Here is a 17,987-nt window from a genome sequence, read left to right as displayed (position 1 = left end):
GCTGTCAAAATCTACCTGTTTTTTCTTTTTTCTTAAACTATTTGATTTGTTCTGACAGAAGCCCGCACCGTCGTGATTGACAGGGGCGGGCTTCGCTTTTATGGGGTAGAAAAAAGACCGCCGGGAATTTCGACGGTCTTAAAGTTATATTTTGAAGCCTTTTCTTTCAGGTACTCCATGAGAGGGACGGGCGATAATAAGCCTGTCACTCATGACCTCTTTTGCCGCCCGTAACTCTTCCGATACCTGGAACGGTTTTGCGTCTTCTTTCGGAACGCCGTTCATGATCCCGGCGCTCTGTTCTATCGGTTTCAGGGATTCTTCCAGTTTACGCTCCATAACGACCATTTCCGTTTTCAGTTCCTTCAACTCGTCCTCTTTCTTCCAGAGGCTTTCCACTACCGTTTTGAGCACGGGAACGTCTTTCATCAGCTTCTCGTTGTCCGTTTTATATTTCTCCAGCAGGGCGGGCATGGTGTCGAGGGCGTTCAGGAAGTTGGCCGCCGCCAGCTTCGGGTCTGTAGCCATATGCCCGTGGTTGTAGTTATACAGAATTTCGCCCTCGCCTTTGATAAAGAAGCGGTTCTGTACCAAATCGAAGCCGTCCTTGACGGTGGTTTCCGACTTTACCAGCAGGGTAAAGCCGTAGAGCGATCCGATGGGTTCCGACAGGCCGTGCGTCCGCGCTTTGTCGGCAATCTCGTTCAGCTTCTTGCCGACGGAAACGGGGTCGGTCGCCGCAAAGCCGTCTAACCTGACCGGATTAAGGCGCGTCCCGTCCGGTGCAGTCTGCACACGGGCGTTGAACGCTTCCATATCTTTGGATATGCGGGTGATAAACCCGTTGTTGGCTTCGACCGATTTCATGATTTCCTCCAGCTTCCAGCGGGTAGAAGATTTTCCCCGCACGAACGCCTGCCGTTCACTTTCGAGGGATGCAATTTTTTTCTCCAACCTCGCCTTCTCTAACAATTCCGTATTGCCGGAAAGAATTGCCACGTATTCGGAAAAATTCATGCCGCTTTTCTCATCCATACTCCCTTCGTCAATGGTGCGGCTACCCATATTATTGGTCTTTAGCTGGTTGATAAAAAGCTGCTTGTTGTGCAACAATCCGAATTTATACGCATCCAGCGACTTTTCCACGGCATAAATCACCACATCTACCTTGTTATCTGCATGAAGTTTAGCCACTTCGTTACCCTTGCGGATCGCCCTCCCATCGCGCTGCTCCAGATCAGACGGCCTCCACGGTGCGTCCAAATGATGCACTGCCACACAGCGTTTTTGGGCGTTTACGCCTGTGCCCAGCATCTCGGTCGAGCCGAACAACACGCGGATTTTACCCTCGTTCATGTCCTTAATCATCGCTTTGCGGGATTTCTCCGTTGCGGCTTCCTGTATAAACCGTATTTCAGACGGAAGGATGCCGTATTGTGTAACAAGCTTGTTTTTGATCTCGCTGTACGGGTTCCATATATCGGGTTTGTAGGTTCCCAGATCCGAAAAGACAAACTGCGTCCCTTTCTGCGCGGAGTACGTTTTGTAGTAACCGGCAATCACGGCGGCGCAATGGCTGGCTTTATTGTCGATATGGTCGCCGTACTTCTGCGGGTCGATCAGGCGCATGTCGAGGCTCATTTTACGGGCGTAATCCGTGGCGATGAGCATCTTTGCCTTTTCCTCGCTTTCGGAAAGCGGTTTGCGTCCCAAAACAGTGGCATCGCCCGTTTTGGCGAACACCATGAGTTTTTGAATAAAATCCTGCTGGTCGGGCGTGGGCGGAATATTGTGCAGAATTTCGTTCTTCTCCGGGCGGTCGATGCCGATGTCCTTTGCAGTACGGAAGTCCGTAATTTCAGAGTAAAAAGCAGCCAACTCCGGCACTTTGATAAAGTAGCGGAACCTTTCTTTCTGCACGATCTGGTTGGTAACGGAAAATTCATAGTCTTTGGTTTTCTTGGCAAAGATCGCCGCCCATGCGTCGAAGGTATTGATGCCTTGCCGCTCCAGTTCCTGCGGCCGCAGGTATTTAAAGAGCAGGTACAATTCGGTGAGCGAGTTGGAAATGGTCGTACCCGAAAGGAAGGTCGCTCCCAGGTCTTTGCCCGTCCTGTCCTGAATGGTACGCAGGGCGAACAGCATGTTTAACGCCCGCTGGCTCCCTTCGGAGTTTCCCAGCCCTGCCACACGGTCGTGCCGGGTGGTAAAAGTAAGGTTTTTGAATTTGTGCGATTCGTCCACAAACAGGTGGTCGATACCCATACGCCTGAAATCCACCGCATCGTCCTTGCGGTTTTCGATCTGGTGGGTAATCCCTTTCAGGCGGGCTTCCAGGTTGGCCTGCCGTTTCTGGCAGCCTTTAAGCATCCAGTTGGAAACTTCTTTTCCCTGGTTACGCAATACCTCTAAATTCTCTTCGACGCTATCCAGTTCTTTTTGCAGGATGTCGCGCTGTATTTCCGGCGACTGCGGGATCATGCCGAACTGTTCATGGGTGAGGATCACCGCATCCCAGTTGTTATTTTTCATCTCGTTGAAGATACGGGCGCGTTTGGCGGGGGTAAAATCTTCCTTGCCCGGATAAAGCACTTTTGCATCGGGATAGGCGGTGCAGAAGGTCTGCGCTATCTCGTGCACGTTGGCTTTCAGGGCGATGATCATCGGTTTGTTGGCCAGTCCCAGCCGCTTCATTTCCATTGCTCCGCAGCACATTATCAGCGTTTTACCTGCCCCGACCTCGTGGTCGCAGATCCCGCCGCCGTTGGTTTTAAGCATCCAGACGGCATCCTTCTGGCTCTTATACAGGTCGTCTATACCCAACGCTTTCAGGTCAAGTCCCGGAAAGACCTGGAGGCCGCCGTCGTACTCCGGCCGCACGAAACAGTTGAACGTGCGGTTATAGAGGTCTGCCAGCCTGTCCTTAAATTCCGGGGATTGTTCGCGCAGCCAGTCGGAAAAGCCGTTGCGCATCTCGTCGATTTTGCTGTTTGCCAGTTGGATCGCCGGGCCGTCGGGGATTTTTACCTCGCGGTCGCCCATTTTGACCGTTTTGGTGATGTCGGGCGTGGTATCGTGCAGGGCATGGCGCATCAGGGCGACCCCGTCGAACAGGCGGTTTTCGCTCCTGACGGCGAATTGTTCCCATATCTTGGCTGCCTTTTCCGGGGCATAGATGCTGAACTCGTCGCGGCTGGAGGCATAGTTTACCTTTACGTCCGTCTCAAAGAGGTATGAGGCGTAAGCGCCATAGATGCCGGTAGGAATCCACCGCTCCCCGAAGTTAAAATCCAGGTCGTCGAAAGCGATAGGTTTGGGTGTTGCTTCGCGCAAGGCGGTCAGCGATTCACCGGCTGCCTCATGGCCGGGATGGCGGTCGATAAACTTTTGTACCTCGTCCGCTTTGGATATGACGTTACCGGCGATGAACTTGTCGGCTATCTCGTAACCGCCCACCAGCGGGTTGAAATATACTTTCCCTTTAAGTTCCGTCAAGAGGCTTTCTTCTGTGCCTCCCGTCAGGGAGGCCATATACTCCAGATGAACAGCACCGTGTTTATTGAGCGAAGCGGCCAGCGCGTCGTGGGCGTTGTCGGCATGGGTAATCTCGCGGGTATTGAACGCCACCGGACGCTCAAAAATATCCGCCTTTACCGCCTTACCCTCGCGGTAACGCTCCAGCGAGAGGATTTCCCGCCCTCCGGCGTCCATCTTGATCAGGTCGAGGTTTTTCGCATCGTTCAGGTTGCCGAACCTTTCCGTAAAATCATCGTACAGGCGGTTGAGCATCCGGCGCAGGGCGGTATTTTCCCGCAACGTGTCGGCTTCGTTCAGGTAGAGGTGGTGGTAAGTATCGCGGATTTCGATATAGAGCGATGCCCTTTTTTGTTGTTGGGATGTCAGTTCCAGCGGATGGAACATGGGACGAAAACCTTCTGTATCTCGCAGGTAGCCGATACGGTTGTCCGTGTTTGTTACCAGCGATCCTTCCTTATAATGTTTCGGCAGTCCCTGCTCCGGCACGGCAAAAGGGACGGGCTTCGTACGTTCTTCCCGTTCCTGTTCTTCTCGCAGTCTTTCAAGTTGCTCTTCTTTGCGGGCGTCAGCGATGGGATAAACAGGCGGCTCCTGTTTTGCCTGCTGCTCTTTCCGGCGTGCTTCCAGTATCAGTTCCTCCCGCCATTCCAATGGCTCTTGCTGTTTTTCTTCCTGCTTGCGGGTTTTGGGTTGGGGTATCTCCATCCTGCGACGGGAACGGTTGGAACGTCTGGGCCTGGTTTGGGTACGTTCCTCCGCCGACAATCCGAACAAATCATAGAGCGATATGAGCGGTTGGTTATTGATGCTGTATGCAGGTTCCACCGCTTTCGCTTCCGCCGTCGGCTCCTGCGATTGTGCCGGTGGCGGAACCGGATCAGGGAAATCAAAGCGAAGGGCGGTTTGTTGTACCTCCGGTTGAACAGGTTTCTCCGGTATTTTCGGCGTTCGTTCTTCCCGCCGGTAATCTTCCGGCCGAGCTTGCATAAACAACTCCCGGTCTTTCTCCCGGCTTTGTTCCGGTAATTCATCCATTTCCTGCCAGTCCTGCGCCGCCGGCCTGTAACCGGAACTTTGAGCGGCAGACTGCTCCACCTGCGAAGTGTGTTGCCGATACAACTCCATGTCCAAATGCTGCAAGAAGTCCTCGCGGAGCATCCCGCGTACTCCGGCGGCAATAGCCCCCACACCACCGGAGTGGGTAAACTCCATTGCGGGTTTGCCGTAAGGGTCGGTTCCGACTTTTACTTGATCATGGATTACGCGGTCGAAGTCCCGGAAGAGATTATTAATCGAAATACCATTGGAGAGCTTGCGGGTTTCGATAAAATCACGCTGCCTTTGGGAAACCGTACCGGCCGCTGTTTTCTTTTGCAGGATGATCAGGTCGCTGCCTACCTCTGTTCCTGCATGGTCGGTAAACAGGTTGTTCGGGAAGCGGACGGCGGAAACAGGTTCGCACCGCTCCATCAGCCATTCGCGTACGGGGCGGTTGGCTTCGGAGTTCAACACCCCCTGTGAAGTAATAAACGTCACTAATCCACCCTCGCGGACGCAATCGACGCCTTTCATAAAGAAATAGTTGTGGATCGTACCGCTTGCCAACTTGTGCGCCGGGTCTTTGGAATAGAGGTAAGCCGGATCGAAAACGGCCACATCGCCGAACGGGATATTACTGGCTGCCGCATCGAAATAACCGTTGTAGCGGGCTTCTATGTTTTCAAAACCCTCTACCCGTACTTTTTCGCTTGGGTTCAGATGTGAAAGGACTTTTCCCGTCAGCAGATCCTTTTCAAATTGTGTTGCCTCACAACCCGGAGCCATTAGCTTGACGGACTGCGAAAAGATGCCCGTTCCGGCGGAAGGGTCGAGCAGGCGCAGCGGCTCGACACCGTTTTCCTTCAATGCCGCCGCCAGCGCGTCCACCACTTTGGGCGGGGTATAAAAGGCGGACAACACGGAGTTCTTCAGGGAGCTGACATAGCGGTTGTATTCGGCTGTATCTTTTGATTCACTACGCAATAATTCATGCAACTCTGTAACCAGCGGGAACAGTTCGCTGTCGGTTTTCGTCCATTGTTGCACGTCTTCCGGTTTGCCGGCGGGGTTCAACACGGCTTTGATTCCCCCGAAACCGCACCAGGCTTCCAATATTTCCCGTTCGGCAGGCGTTGCCTGCCGTCCTTCTTTATCGAGGTAGAACGCCAAACGTATCGCCTCGATATTGTCCCGAAGGCGGGCTTTCTTATTGAATGCCATCTTCGAGCAGTGTTTGGATCGCGCCCGTCAGCTCCGTGTAGAGTAAGTTGTACTCCTGACTACCGGCGAAATCATCCGACAATGTGTATTTCTTAAAGACAACGGTAAGGCGGGGCAATAATTCCATTGCTACCGCCTTTGCCATTTCGGGGTCTATCTCGTGAGTAAACTCGTTCCACAGGATATTTACAATAGTGCGGTACGGGGAGAAATGCAATCCGGCATAAAGGGTTTGGGAGGCTGCTTCCCCGGCTTCGTCATGCGATCCGCCCGATTTGATACTGTCGCTGTACACCTGTGCTGCCGCATCGCCCCGCGAGGCGATAAACTGCCTGTCGGCGGCTTTGTCGGGGTGCGAATCCCGCAGATAAGATAACAGGGAGAGCCGGAACCAGGATAGTTCCACGGCTGTGGAGGTATGTGATGCTTTCATCTTTTTTAATTTTTTTTAGTGGTGAATAAAAATGGGAGGGAAAGGAAAAGCGTCCGAAGCTTTGCCCCGGACGCCACCACTAAAAAAATCCGATGTCAAGCAATTATCCCTAATTAACAAGTCATAGATTCTTTCAGTGGCAAAGGTAAGGAATTTACTTCGGCTTACCTTTTTTCCAATTGCCCTTTTTGTTTTCGGGGAATTTGAACACAGTCTTATACTCCGCATCGAACACAACGGCAGCCTCAAACGTATTACCCGTCTTGCTGCTTACGAAGCCTTTAATCATGGGCGTTGCACCATTTGTCAGAAGCGAGGTAAGCTGCGTATCGGTCAGCTCTTTTTTGGCAATGCCGCGGAATACCGTCAGCCTGCAATGCCCGTTATTGCATTTGGCAACCTTCGGGTAAAACACGACCTGCCCTTTCCTGCATTTGGGGCAGGGACAGCCGGGACGATTGTCGTTCTGTTCAAAAGTGATTTCCAACAGTTCAGCGGTAATCTGTGAAGCATATACTTCTATCGAACGATGAAAAGTAACAGCATCCATCTCTCCGGAGCCGATCTTGTTCAGGGCAAGCTCCCAGGCTCCGGTCATGGCGACATCGGCAATCTTTTTGTCTTTGACAGCCAGATAAACGACTAATCCCTTGTTGGTGGGAACGAGCGACTTCTTTTCGCGTACAATATATTCCCTTGCAAAGAGGGTTTCAATGATGGCGGAGCGGGTGGCAGGCGTACCGATACCGGCATCCTTCATCGCCTCACGTTCTTCTTCATTTTCGCATTTCTTACCGGCGCTCTCCATTGCCGAAAGCAACGAGGCTTCGGTATGTAACGGGCGGGGCTTGGTTTGCTTTTCCAATACTTCCGTGTCCGGGACGGAAAGTATATCGCCTCCGGCGAGCGCGGGCAGGGTGATTATATCCTCGTCCTGCGTTTCTTCATCGGTGGCGTTGAACACAGACCGCCAGCCGGGAAGTAGCGTGACGCTGCCCTTTGCAGTAAAGTGTACGCCGCCCGCGTCCAGCGAAACGGTGGTGTTCTCTTTGATGCAATGATTGGAAAAAGCCTCCAGCATACGCCCCGCCACCATATTGTAGATGGTACGTTCATCCCCGGTCAATCCGTCCGCGGGATCTCCGGTGATGATCAGGGCATGGTGGTCGGTTACTTTCTTGTCGTTCACGCAGCGGGTATTTAAGGCTATGCTTTCCATTCCCGACGCATAATTCCCGAAACGGGGATGGTTTTTCAAGGTGGCGATCAGGTGCGGTATTTCCTCCAGCACGTCGGAGGAGATATAGCGGGAGCCGGTGCGGGGATAGGATATTTTCTTGCCCTCATATAACGTCTGGGCGATGTTCAATGTCTTTTCCGCCGAAAAGCCGTGCTTGCTGTTGGCCTCTTTCTGCAAGGTGGTGAGGTCGTAAAGCAAAGGCGGTTCCTGTTTTACCTCTTTCTTTTCGACACCCGCAACACGGACAGTTCCGGTTGCTTTCACCTGTTGCAGCGCTTCATCGGCTGCGGGACGGCTGTCGTACTTGTCCGCCGATAAAACGGCAAACAATGTTGCGTCTTTTTCCGTATGCAGTTTCAGGCGGAAGTACGTTTGCGGTTTGAAATCCTTGTTCTCCAGATAGCGGCTGCATATCATCGCCAGCGTCGGGGTCTGGACGCGCCCTAAAGACCATACGCCGCGTCCTGCGGCAATGCTCAACGCCTGGCTTGCATTAATTCCTACGATGTAATCAGCCTGACTGCGGGCTTTGGCAGACAAATAGAGGTTGTCGTAATCGCTACCGGGTTTGAGGTTTTGGAAGCCTTCTTTGATGGCTTTATCGGTCAGCGAGCTGATCCACAACCTTTGGCAGGGCTTATTACATTGCAGGTAAGAGTATATATAGCGGTGAATTAATTCGCCCTCCCGTCCCGCGTCGGTGCAAACGACAATGCCGTCGGCTTTGGAGAACAACTCTTTGATGACGTTAAGCTGCTTCATCACGCCGGGATCATTCTTATACTCTTTCCCCTCTTTTATCTGGCGGGGAACCAGCGTAAACTCCTGCGGGAGTATGGGCAGGTTTTCGCGCTGAAAACTTGTAATCCCGTAGGCTTCGGGCATTGCCAGCCCGACCAGGTGGCCGAATGCCCAGGTAACAGCCCAGCCGTTACCTTCCATATAGCCGTCTTTTTTATGGGTTGCGCCGAGTATGGCGGCTATACTTTTAGCCACACTCGGTTTTTCTGCTATACAAACTTGCATATACTGATTTTTTTTGAATAAATCCGGCTACACCCGGCATAGCTCAAACGAGTTTGGCTCTGCCCTCATTTGCACGGATTTTGTGGTTGAAAAAGATGTTTACAACTTATGCCCCGTTCTTTTCTTAGGCTTGGCCGGGGACTGGCGTTGCTCCTGTTGTTGCTTTTCCTCTTTCTTAGCCGCCTGTTTTTCGGTCGGCTGCGCTTGCCCTTTCTTTAGCGGATCGGTCGATTGCTTGGTCGCCTCGTTGGTTTTGCCCTCGTTGTTGACGGCAACCTGTGTCTTGAAGCCCTCGGCGGGTTGCGCCTGCTTTTTGGCCTGCGCCTCTTTCCATTGGTCGGGTGGCAGGCTGGTGTGACGGATGCGCCCGGCATCCTGATCGGGCCATACCCATGCGTTGTACTTCTGCCCTTTTTTGTCGGTGGCTTCGGTCTGCTGCGCTCCCTGTTCCTGTTTGGCCAGTTTGGTCTGGTCGATCAGGCCCTCCACAAAGACCGGCTTATTGTTCAGCAGTTCTTTGAACTGTTCGCGGCTCAATTCGACGCCGCCCTGCACGGGGCGTATCCACACATTGTCCACCTTGCGTGGTTTGAGTGGCTGGTTATTGTGCTGTTCCGCTTTGGCTGCGCGTTCCTGTTGACGCTGCTGCCGCTGTTCGGGGGTAAACAGGAAGTCGAAATTTTTATTCACGGCGTTGTACTGGACGATGCGTGTAATCTTTCCGCCGGGTTCTTCACCGGGGCGTTGCTTCTTGTCCATGTTTTCGACCAGCACTCCCTGCCCGTTTTTTAATCCTTCCTGTTGTTTTTCAGAAAGTTCAACGCCTTTCAGCATTTTCGGGATCTGGATTTCGGAGAGCGGGACAGCCTCGATGCGGTTCGTGATTTTATCCAGCGAAACAAGCGCAGGTACTTTCTCGCCGCCGGGTGTCATTTCCAACTCAAAGGCACGTCCGCCGTGGCCGGTGGTCGTGAGTTGCTTTTGCTCGTCGGGGGTAAACAGGACACCCATAAACGGCTTTTCAAAATCGGGCTTCTCCTGGAAGGGATGCGTCTGGATTTTGATTGTCCCGTCGGCTTGCTGTTCAAACGACAGGCGGGCTTTGGCCTGCAACTCCTTGCCGTCGATTTCCATGCGCACCTCAATCAGTCCGGGCGACTTGTGCCCGTAGGACATGGCTTTGAGCGCATCCTGCAACGACTGGCCGGAAAGTCCGAGCTTGTCGGCTTCTTTCCAGTCGAGTTTGTTCAGGTCGAGCGGCTGGTACCTGCCCTGCGCCTGTTCCTGCATCTTTCCCTCCGGTGTTACGCGGTACGGATCGAGTACCTTGTCGGCAGGGTCGATCTTGATGATTTTGTCGAAAAACGCCGCTATCTTATCGACGGCATTGGCGCTCACGGCGTAAATACCCGTATGGAACGGGTTTTTAAGTTGTTCGGAAAACTTCTTGAAGAAATTTTCCAGCGCATTGCCGCGCGTGTCGATTTTGAGAAAGTCGCCTGCATTCTCTTTCGTGGGATCGACGGTTTTCAGCTTGCCATCCTTACCTTCTCCCGCAATGGCTTTCAGTTTACCGTCTTCGCCCTGTGTCAAAAGGACTTTCGGGTCTTCCGCCGCTTGTTTTGCGGCAAAGTCTTTCGAATTGACTTCATACTTTTTCAGTAATTCCTTGCCTTCGGGGTTGTGTGGAAGGGATAACACTTCTTCCAGACCTTCCTTTAGTTTCTCAAACTTCCCATAATGCACCTGGAAAAGTTGAAAATCTTTCGGGTTGCCCGCCTTCCGGTTGAAGTCGGACATGATGCCTGCCAGCTCATTCCTGTTGTTGCGGTCGAACATCAGGAAACGGGAGGCGTTTTCCGCTTTGGCTTCCACCGTTTCCAACTTCCCGTTTTTTCCAATACCCGCGACAGCTTTCAGTTCATCGCTGCCTTTTTCTTTGACCAATAAAATGTTTTGGTCTTTCAATTTACTTTCGTCCATAAAAAAGATTTTTTAATTTCGCATCACTATTAATGCGGAACGAAGGTATGTGTAAACGGCTGGAAAACAGGTGTGTTTTTGGTTACTGGCAGCTTATGGCGCCGATTTGGACGTATGTGGCGTTGAAGTCGAAAAATACGGCAAATTATTTGCCGCCGGACAGCGGGCAAATGCCTGAATATGGTTATATTTGCATGATAAAATCGGGTTTTAATCGGATACAGATATGAATTGCTATGAACATCCCATTCAGCCTGCGGTAGCGCAATGCCCCGATTGCGGCAAAGGACTGTGCGCCCAATGCGCTTCCGTCTATTCTATCCCTATATGTAGCAGATGCAACAGGAAGCGAATCAATGCGGAAAAAGGCAGGATTGTCAAAGAAATATTCCTCACGTTCGGTTTAGGAATTTTGCTTGGCGTACTGTTTACCCGGTGGACGGATGCCGGACATTCCTATCCATTTGTACATTACGTACTATCGTATGTGATATTTTCTTATATTTTTTCGGGGATTGTCCCCGGCTGGAAAACATTGACAAGCATCACTCCGCGGGTTTTCCTGTTCCTGCCGATCATCGGCTGGCTGCTCTATTTTATGATAAAACTGTGCTTGTCTCTTTGCGTCGGGCTTGTTATGTTGCCGGTAAGAACAGTCCGGAATATATTGCGGTTGATTGCCTTACAGAAAATAAAAGCGTGACCCGATGAAAGAACTCGAATTGCAGAAAGCCTTTATGCTCATTGAGCCGGGGCCGGTAACGATGATAACCACTTCCCACGAAGGGAAGCATAACATAATGACCATATCCTGGACAATGGTCATGGATTTTACGCCGAGGTTCGCGCTATGTACCGGATCGTGGAACTACTCATACGAGGCGCTGGTGGAAAGCGGGGAGTGTGTTATAGGGATTGCCACTGCCGATCTCGTGGACACGATCCTTGACGTGGGAACTACAACGGGCAGGGAGACGGACAAATTCGCCCGGTTTGGCCTAACGCCGCTTCCAGCCTCTCAGATCAGCGCCCCGCTGATTAAGGAATGTTATGTGAACATAGAGTGCCGCGTGGCGGATCATATTAAACAGCATGATATTTTCGTACTGGACGGGGTTAAGGCGTGGATAAACGAAAGCCATAAGGATAAACGCATATTGCACGCCCGTGGCGATGGTACGTTTATCGCCGACGGCGAAATATTCGAACGCAGGAAGAGAATGGGTGACAAACTTCCGCCCGGAGTATGATGGATGATATGATTTTCTGGAAAAACATAATCCTGCACCGGGAATTTTGACGGGCGCAGAATTTTTCTCTTCGTATAACTGATATACAATTGGTTATGCTTTTGCGCCGTTGTTGTTATTCCTGCTTCGGCAACAGGTGGCAAAGGTTTTCATCGTTGCGAATCCGATCCAACTCATCGGCGACAATCTGTTTGGTTTCGACTTTGATACGGTTGTAATTTTCCTGTATCTTTTCTTTCATGCGATCCATTCCGGTATCATCGACAAAGTTGGAGATAACGGGAATTTTCATATACGACTTGGTTTTGGCGGCCACCCGCTCGTCATCGACAACAATTTCCGCATGGAATATTTTTTGTTCTATCCGCTCATCGAAGTTGTCCGCTACGGCTTCCACGAACAGCCCCTGCGTCAGATTGGAAATTTTCGATGTAGGTACGAAGTTGCATTTTGGTGGATATTTGAATAGACAATTGTAAATGTTACTCTCTAATGATTATTTTTATTGAAACTGCAAATATAGACAAATAATGTCTATATTTGCAGTTCTAAAACAAGTGTAAATGCAAATGGAGCGCAGCAGTAAATATTCGGTAAAGGAATGGATAGAAGACCTTCAAAAAAAAGGTAGAATTACATTCCGGCTTTCAGATGCTATTGAAGCCTTTCCCCTATTACAGGCAGATACAGTAAAGAGAAGTCTTACACGTTTGACAAAAAAAAGGAAAATCTGTTCCGCGTGGAATGGTTTTTATGTTATTGTTTCGATAGAATATCAGGACAAAGGGATAGTTCCCGTTATCTTCTATATTGACCATTTGATGAAATTCTTAGGACGTGATTATTATATTTCGCTGCTTAATGCCGCCTCTTTTTATGGCGCCGCCCATCAACGTCCACAGGAATACACCATCGTTACTACACCGCCCTCTCTCAGAGCTTCACGTAAAGAAGGCGTAAAAATCAATTTCATCAACAAATCAACTATTCCGGAACAATTTACAGAGCGGCGGAAAACGCAAACGGGCTATGTGAAGATAGCTTCAGCAGAACTCACGGCAACCGATCTTGTCCAATATGAAAAAGAAATCGGCGGACTGAACAGAACAGCCACCGTACTGAACGAATTGGCGGAGAGCTTGAACTTTAAAGGAATTCGGCCTGCATTTTTTGAATATGTTCCTTTACCGGTTATTCAGCGTTTAGGCTATCTGCTTGACGTGGAATTAGGATTTACTTCTCTTGCGGATGACTTACTTTCGGAAATTGAGAAAAAAGGAAATTTCATCCGTAAGGTTCCTCTGAAATACAGAAACTCTACCAAAGGGTGTACTATAAACGAGAAATGGAAAATAATTATCAATGAATCAATAGAAATAGACGAATGATACCCGAATATGCCGTAAAAGAATGGGGAAATATCGTTCCGTGGAACAGTCCCGAATTGGTGGAGCAGGACTTAGTAATCTGCCGGGCTTTGGTGGAAATATTCAATGACGAATTTCTTTCCTCCCGTTTGGCTTTCCGCGGCGGTACAGCTCTGCACAAGCTATACCTGTCTCCACAGCCCAGATACAGTGAAGATATAGACCTTGTACAAATCCGATCAGAACCGATAAAACCAACCATCGAAAAACTAAGGGAGGCATTATCTTTCTTGGGAAAGCCCGTTGTCAAACAAAAGGCAAACAACAATACGCTAATTTTCCGGTTCGATTCGGAAATACTTCCTGTCGTACCAATCCGCTTAAAAATTGAAATAAATTGCAGGGAGCATTTCAATGTTTTAGGGTTGACGAAAGCCAATTTTAATATTGACAACCAGTGGTTTTCAGGTCAATGTTCCGTTACAACATACAGGTTGGATGAGTTGCTCGGAACCAAGTTGAGAGCATTGTATCAGCGACGGAAGGGTCGTGATTTGTTTGATTTGCATAAAGCGCTGGTAACCGGAGGGGTAGGTGTCGATGATTTAATACGGTGCTATCGTTCATATATGGATTTTGTCGTTGATAAACCTCCTACGAAAAAAGAATTCTTAATGAATATGGAGCAAAAGATATTGGATGACGAGTTTTTGGGAGACACCAATATGCTTTTAAGACCGGATGAAAAATACGATCCACAGACTGCCTATCAGTTGGTAAGAGAGGCTTTAATAGAGAAACTTTGATTGTTTTTGTAATAAAACGAATAAAGAGGGACTTTAATAGCACATCTACCACAACAGAAAACAGAAAAAGGTTTGATTTCGGGCAAACTCTTAAAAACAGGTTTGTTATTCCTGCTGTTGCAGCAAATGCGCCAATGCCAAATTATTCTTAATTTGCTGAAAATCGGAATATTATAAAACCCAGAATTTAAGTTAAGATGTATATTTTTGAATATCGGTATGTCAGATTATATTTTATTTTCTTACGTTTTTCTCCTCTTCCCACAAGAAATGCAGCAAGAGAAACGGATGTTTTTTGCATAAAAACTATGGAAGGTCATGTATTGCAAAAGGCATTACAGCCACCTTGGCCCTATTAGCGGCACTCAATGTCGGCGTTGAAATAAACAGCCTGTTTTTTGCCCTACTCATGGCAACATAAAAAACACGATGGTCTTCGTTGTTATCCAAATTAGGTGAAAATAAAAAACTCAAATCTGCTTCTTTATCAACAACTAACATCACATTGTCAAATTCATCTCCTTTTGATTTATGAATAGTCCGGTGCAAACTATTATCTTCAATAATATTTACACAAACCGCTAATTGTTTATAGGTATTATTCATGTAGAAATCTTGGATTCCTCCAGCTCGAAGTGCTGATACTGCCTTAATGTTTGTACTTACAAAGGCGTGAAAATCAAGTAAACTACCATTACTATACTCGTAATATCTGCTAACTAATAATGTCAAATGCTTTAAAGCCTCTTTCCTTGCAGTATCCTTATTTGATAATATTTTTTCAAATTCTTTTAAAGCCTCTTTAAAACGATTATGCATAGCATATTCTGTGGCTTTTATACATGCAGAAACTAACGATTGCCTTTCTTTATTTGAATCCTTCTCTGATAATGATTTGAACAAATTATTTGTAGGAACATTGACATCCATTTCTTTTTTTATGGCATTGGAAGTAATATTCTTATATGAGAGCGAATGAATGATATCGGAAGAACATAGTTCTTTGCCTTTGTTGAGAGCGGATTTTGTATTACCGACTATAATATGAGGAATTTCACCATTCATATCATTAACCTTGTTTTGCATAAATCCCGGTCGAATCAAATTAAGACAGTCTATAATTTGATTGGTACTTCTACGGTTATCCAACATCTGATAGTCTGTCATTCCATCTAAGCGGAAGGCCTCAAATTGACTGGCATCTGCTCCTTGAAACCCATATATAGATTGAGCTTTATCCCCAATAATTCCTACCCTTGTTTCGACTTGTCCAATCATTTTCAAAATTCGAACTTGGATGGGATTTGAATCTTGAAATTCATCAATATAAAAGTAAGGGAACTTTGCTCTTAAAATGGTTAATATGAATGGGTATCTCACTAATAATTGATAGCTGAAAAACAAAACGTCATCATGATGCAAGATTCCTCTTTTCCAATACTCTTTTTTCAGGCTTATCAAATCCGTTTCTAATAAATCCAAACATCTTTTGTTCAGATATCGCCGATTAGCCTCATTAGAATAAGCATATTTTCTATCGCAGGAAATAACCAAATTATCAGTTGAATTAAAGGTAAAAGATACTTTTGATAACCAATTGGTTAAAGCAGCAATATTATCTTCAAGTCTTGTCAATTGATTAACTGTGTATGGATGTGACAATGAACTTGCCTTAGGATGATTTGTAACCCAATTAATAATTCGCCCTCTGCTTATGGTTACTTCGTCGTGTCCATCTATTCTATTGACATTAAGTTCGTAGTCATCTGCAATAAATTTGACGTAAGGTTTTACAATATGTTTATATAGAAAACTATGAATAGTAGTTACTTCCACTCTATCGGAAGACGAACCAAGCCTTGTTAATATCGTTTCAACTGCGATATTGGTGTAAGTAATGCAAGCAACTTTTCTCGTCTTATATAGCCTGGATGATGTATATAAAACATTTTTTATATGATTTATTAGCCAGTGTGTTTTTCCTGCACCGGGGCCTGCAGACACTCTAAAATGCTGCTCTATCGGAATTAAATCGTCAGATGTTATTGAAGTAGCCATTCTATTGCATCTTTTATGTATTGTGGAACATTAAAAGTTTTTCTTTCATTTTCGGGTAACAGAAGATTTTCTTCCAAGATATTACATAACTCTAACGCATTTTCACCCTTACCAACTGAATTTAAATATCGAGAAGCCACCAATGCTTTTTTCTTTTCGTCTTCGTCCCACGAAGAAGCCTCTAAAGATTGTGCTATTCTATCGTTTTCAGCACTTGTTCTTAATTTATTCAAAGCATCGGAATAGTTCTTTGTCATTAATTCCTTTATTTCTTCTTGGTTCTTCATGGAATCTGTGACAAGTATATCCAACGTAGGATTGTGCAAAATTAAATCATATTCAAAAGTCTTGCTCTTCAACTTGTCCTGACTAAAAAAGTGAATGGTAGTATTAGCATTAAATGCATTGATAATATCTTCGGCATTTTCAGCATACTCATAATTTGCAACTTCACTACAATACTCATAAGGATAGCATTTTTCAAAATGTTGACCGCCATTCCGTTTTTTTCTACTGGGGTCTCTATCCGTCAAACAGACTATCTTTTTAGGTATAGCGTATGGGCTGAAAGTGTCAAATAACTTTGTAAAGTGACTGAAATATCTCCCTCCAACGTTAATCACGGCAACATGATTATCTTCCAAAGAATGTCCGATATACTTTGCCATTGTTGCCAAAAGCAATTCTTCTGCAATACCTTCTACTAAAATCACTTTTTGTGCAAAAAGCATATCCGATTTGGTGGCATCTAAAAATCGCTGAACATACGCTTTTGACTTTTTGTCTTCATCAGTCTCACTGAAAACTTTACCCGGATATCCTACCGACAAAATATCATTTTCATTGTGCAGACAAATTATTTCATCCAAAGTAACAGCCGATGTAATTTGCGTTGAATGGGTAGTTACAAATACTTGTCGAACCTTCTTTTTTTCATCCCTATTCTTTTTTAAGAATTTCAGGAACTTATACTGCATTGCAGGATGAAGGTGTGCTTCGGGTTCTTCAATTGCTAAAATCGGGAATACCTTAGCATTACTTCCTAAATAATTTCCATCAGAATTAACTTGCATTTTTGCCAAAAGCAAGGACATAAAAATAAGATTATTGTATCCTAAGCCATTATGAGTTGCAGGAATCGTTATCCCTGTTTCATATTCAATGATTAATTTCAGTGCGGAAAATAATTCCACATCTGACAAACTTCCGTCAAAGTCCGGATTTGCATGATTGAACGAAGCCCCTGTTTGTTTTGCATAGTCAAGTATCTGTCCCTTGCCTTCCCTCATTCTATCTTGCAATGTTTGAAGTAGTGCATCTGCATTTGTAGAAAAGGCTTCCTTCAATGTTTTTATTTCTGCAAATTTGGTTTCTGTACTTTTGGTTGCATCATTCTTGATATTATAATCCATAAAAAAGTCTAATACCTCTCTCAAAAGCGTATTACGTCCGGAAAACATATCACGTTCAACATCTCGAATAGCATCTAAAAATTGAAAATCGAATTTTTGTAATGATTCGCTGTCCGCCTGCACTTGCAATGTGGGGTCGCCACCCCAGATTCTTGAAGTGTAGAGCCGTAAGAAATCGTGTTGGACGACCTTCCATGCTTTCTTTGTATTATCCACTTCGGATAAAGCATCTATATACTTTTGCCTTTCGTTTTCAGGCAAGAAAAACTCATACGTAAGCAAGGCTTCGTATGGTGATGCGAGCTTTATCAAATAATTTCCAACAGTAACCAAGTCATCTGAATTGGGGTCTTCATCTTTGCTTTGAGAAATTGTGAGGTTAATAGATACTTTGGGCGGATTAGCCTTTAGTTCTTCAATTGTAGTATGCTTATTGAAGTCATGTACATCCAGTCGTTTTGAACTTTGTGTATCAATGGCTAAAGATATTGCCTTCAATACATTGCTTTTCCCTGCATTGTTATGGCCAATGATAACATTTATTCCATCATTGAACAGTATTTCTTTTTCTTTGAAATTCCGAAATCCTTTGATTTTTATTTTTGATATATACATG

At 46.7% G+C, this 17,987-nt stretch carries 11 protein-coding genes; 4 read left to right on the top strand and 7 right to left on the bottom strand.

Annotated features, from left to right (window positions below; all coding sequences use genetic code 11):
* Positions 1-144 precede the first annotated feature (144 nt).
* The 4 genes from ABNK31_RS08035 to ABNK31_RS08020 form a co-directional block, all read right to left on the bottom strand.
* Positions 145-5,796, bottom strand: coding sequence for a helicase-related protein (locus ABNK31_RS08035; protein WP_418895145.1), 5,652 nt, complete (start codon positions 5,794-5,796; stop codon positions 145-147).
* A complete protein-coding gene (locus tag ABNK31_RS08030; RefSeq protein WP_418895144.1) occupies positions 5,783-6,229 on the bottom strand; it encodes a DUF1896 family protein in 447 nt (148 codons plus the stop codon). Before ABNK31_RS08030 ends, ABNK31_RS08035 begins: the two co-directional genes overlap by 14 nt.
* Before the next feature lie 154 nt (positions 6,230-6,383).
* A complete protein-coding gene (topB, locus tag ABNK31_RS08025) occupies positions 6,384-8,495 on the bottom strand; it encodes a DNA topoisomerase III (protein ID WP_418895143.1) in 2,112 nt (703 codons plus the stop codon).
* Positions 8,496-8,594: 99 nt separating this feature from the next.
* The gene (locus ABNK31_RS08020) at positions 8,595-10,478 is read right to left on the bottom strand and encodes a DUF4099 domain-containing protein (RefSeq protein ID WP_418895142.1); all 1,884 of its coding nucleotides are present in this window, start codon (positions 10,476-10,478) and stop codon (positions 8,595-8,597) included.
* A gap of 226 nt (positions 10,479-10,704) precedes the next feature.
* On the opposite strand from ABNK31_RS08020, the gene ABNK31_RS08015 reads away from it, so the two are divergent.
* Both ABNK31_RS08015 and ABNK31_RS08010 read left to right on the top strand, forming a co-directional pair.
* Positions 10,705-11,181, top strand: a complete 477-nt coding sequence (locus ABNK31_RS08015; RefSeq protein WP_418895141.1) for a hypothetical protein — start codon at positions 10,705-10,707, stop codon at positions 11,179-11,181.
* Between the two features lie 4 nt (positions 11,182-11,185).
* Positions 11,186-11,728, top strand: coding sequence for a flavin reductase family protein (locus ABNK31_RS08010; RefSeq protein ID WP_418895140.1), 543 nt, complete (start codon positions 11,186-11,188; stop codon positions 11,726-11,728).
* 115 nt (positions 11,729-11,843) lie between these two features.
* Here the strand turns inward: ABNK31_RS08010 and ABNK31_RS08005 are convergent, their stop codons facing one another.
* Positions 11,844-12,125 (bottom strand): hypothetical protein, encoded by a 282-nt coding sequence (locus tag ABNK31_RS08005; protein WP_418895139.1) that lies wholly within the window; start codon positions 12,123-12,125, stop codon positions 11,844-11,846.
* A 166-nt stretch (positions 12,126-12,291) separates the two neighbouring features.
* Between ABNK31_RS08005 and ABNK31_RS08000 the strand changes: the two genes are divergently transcribed.
* Positions 12,292-13,116: a type IV toxin-antitoxin system AbiEi family antitoxin domain-containing protein gene (locus tag ABNK31_RS08000; RefSeq protein ID WP_418895138.1), complete on the top strand. Its 825-nt coding sequence runs from the start codon at positions 12,292-12,294 to the stop codon at positions 13,114-13,116.
* Entirely contained in the window at positions 13,113-13,901 is a 789-nt protein-coding gene (locus ABNK31_RS07995; protein WP_418895137.1) for a nucleotidyl transferase AbiEii/AbiGii toxin family protein, read from the top strand. The genes ABNK31_RS08000 and ABNK31_RS07995 overlap by 4 nt, the downstream gene beginning before the upstream one ends.
* Before the next feature lie 306 nt (positions 13,902-14,207).
* Here ABNK31_RS07995 and ABNK31_RS07990 read toward each other — a convergent pair whose 3' ends face one another.
* The gene (locus ABNK31_RS07990; protein ID WP_418895136.1) at positions 14,208-15,959 is read right to left on the bottom strand and encodes a UvrD-helicase domain-containing protein; all 1,752 of its coding nucleotides are present in this window, start codon (positions 15,957-15,959) and stop codon (positions 14,208-14,210) included.
* A complete protein-coding gene (locus ABNK31_RS07985) occupies positions 15,944-17,986 on the bottom strand; it encodes an ATP-dependent nuclease (RefSeq protein WP_418895135.1) in 2,043 nt (680 codons plus the stop codon). The genes ABNK31_RS07990 and ABNK31_RS07985 overlap by 16 nt, the downstream gene beginning before the upstream one ends.
* Position 17,987 lies beyond the last annotated feature (1 nt).

The sequence above is a fragment of the Limibacterium fermenti genome (assembly GCF_041902845.1).
In the GTDB taxonomy this organism is placed as follows: Bacteria; Bacteroidota; Bacteroidia; order Bacteroidales; family Dysgonomonadaceae; genus Limibacterium; species Limibacterium fermenti.
Note: the sequence above shows the minus strand (reverse complement) of the source record. Positions and strands in the feature narration are given on the sequence as shown.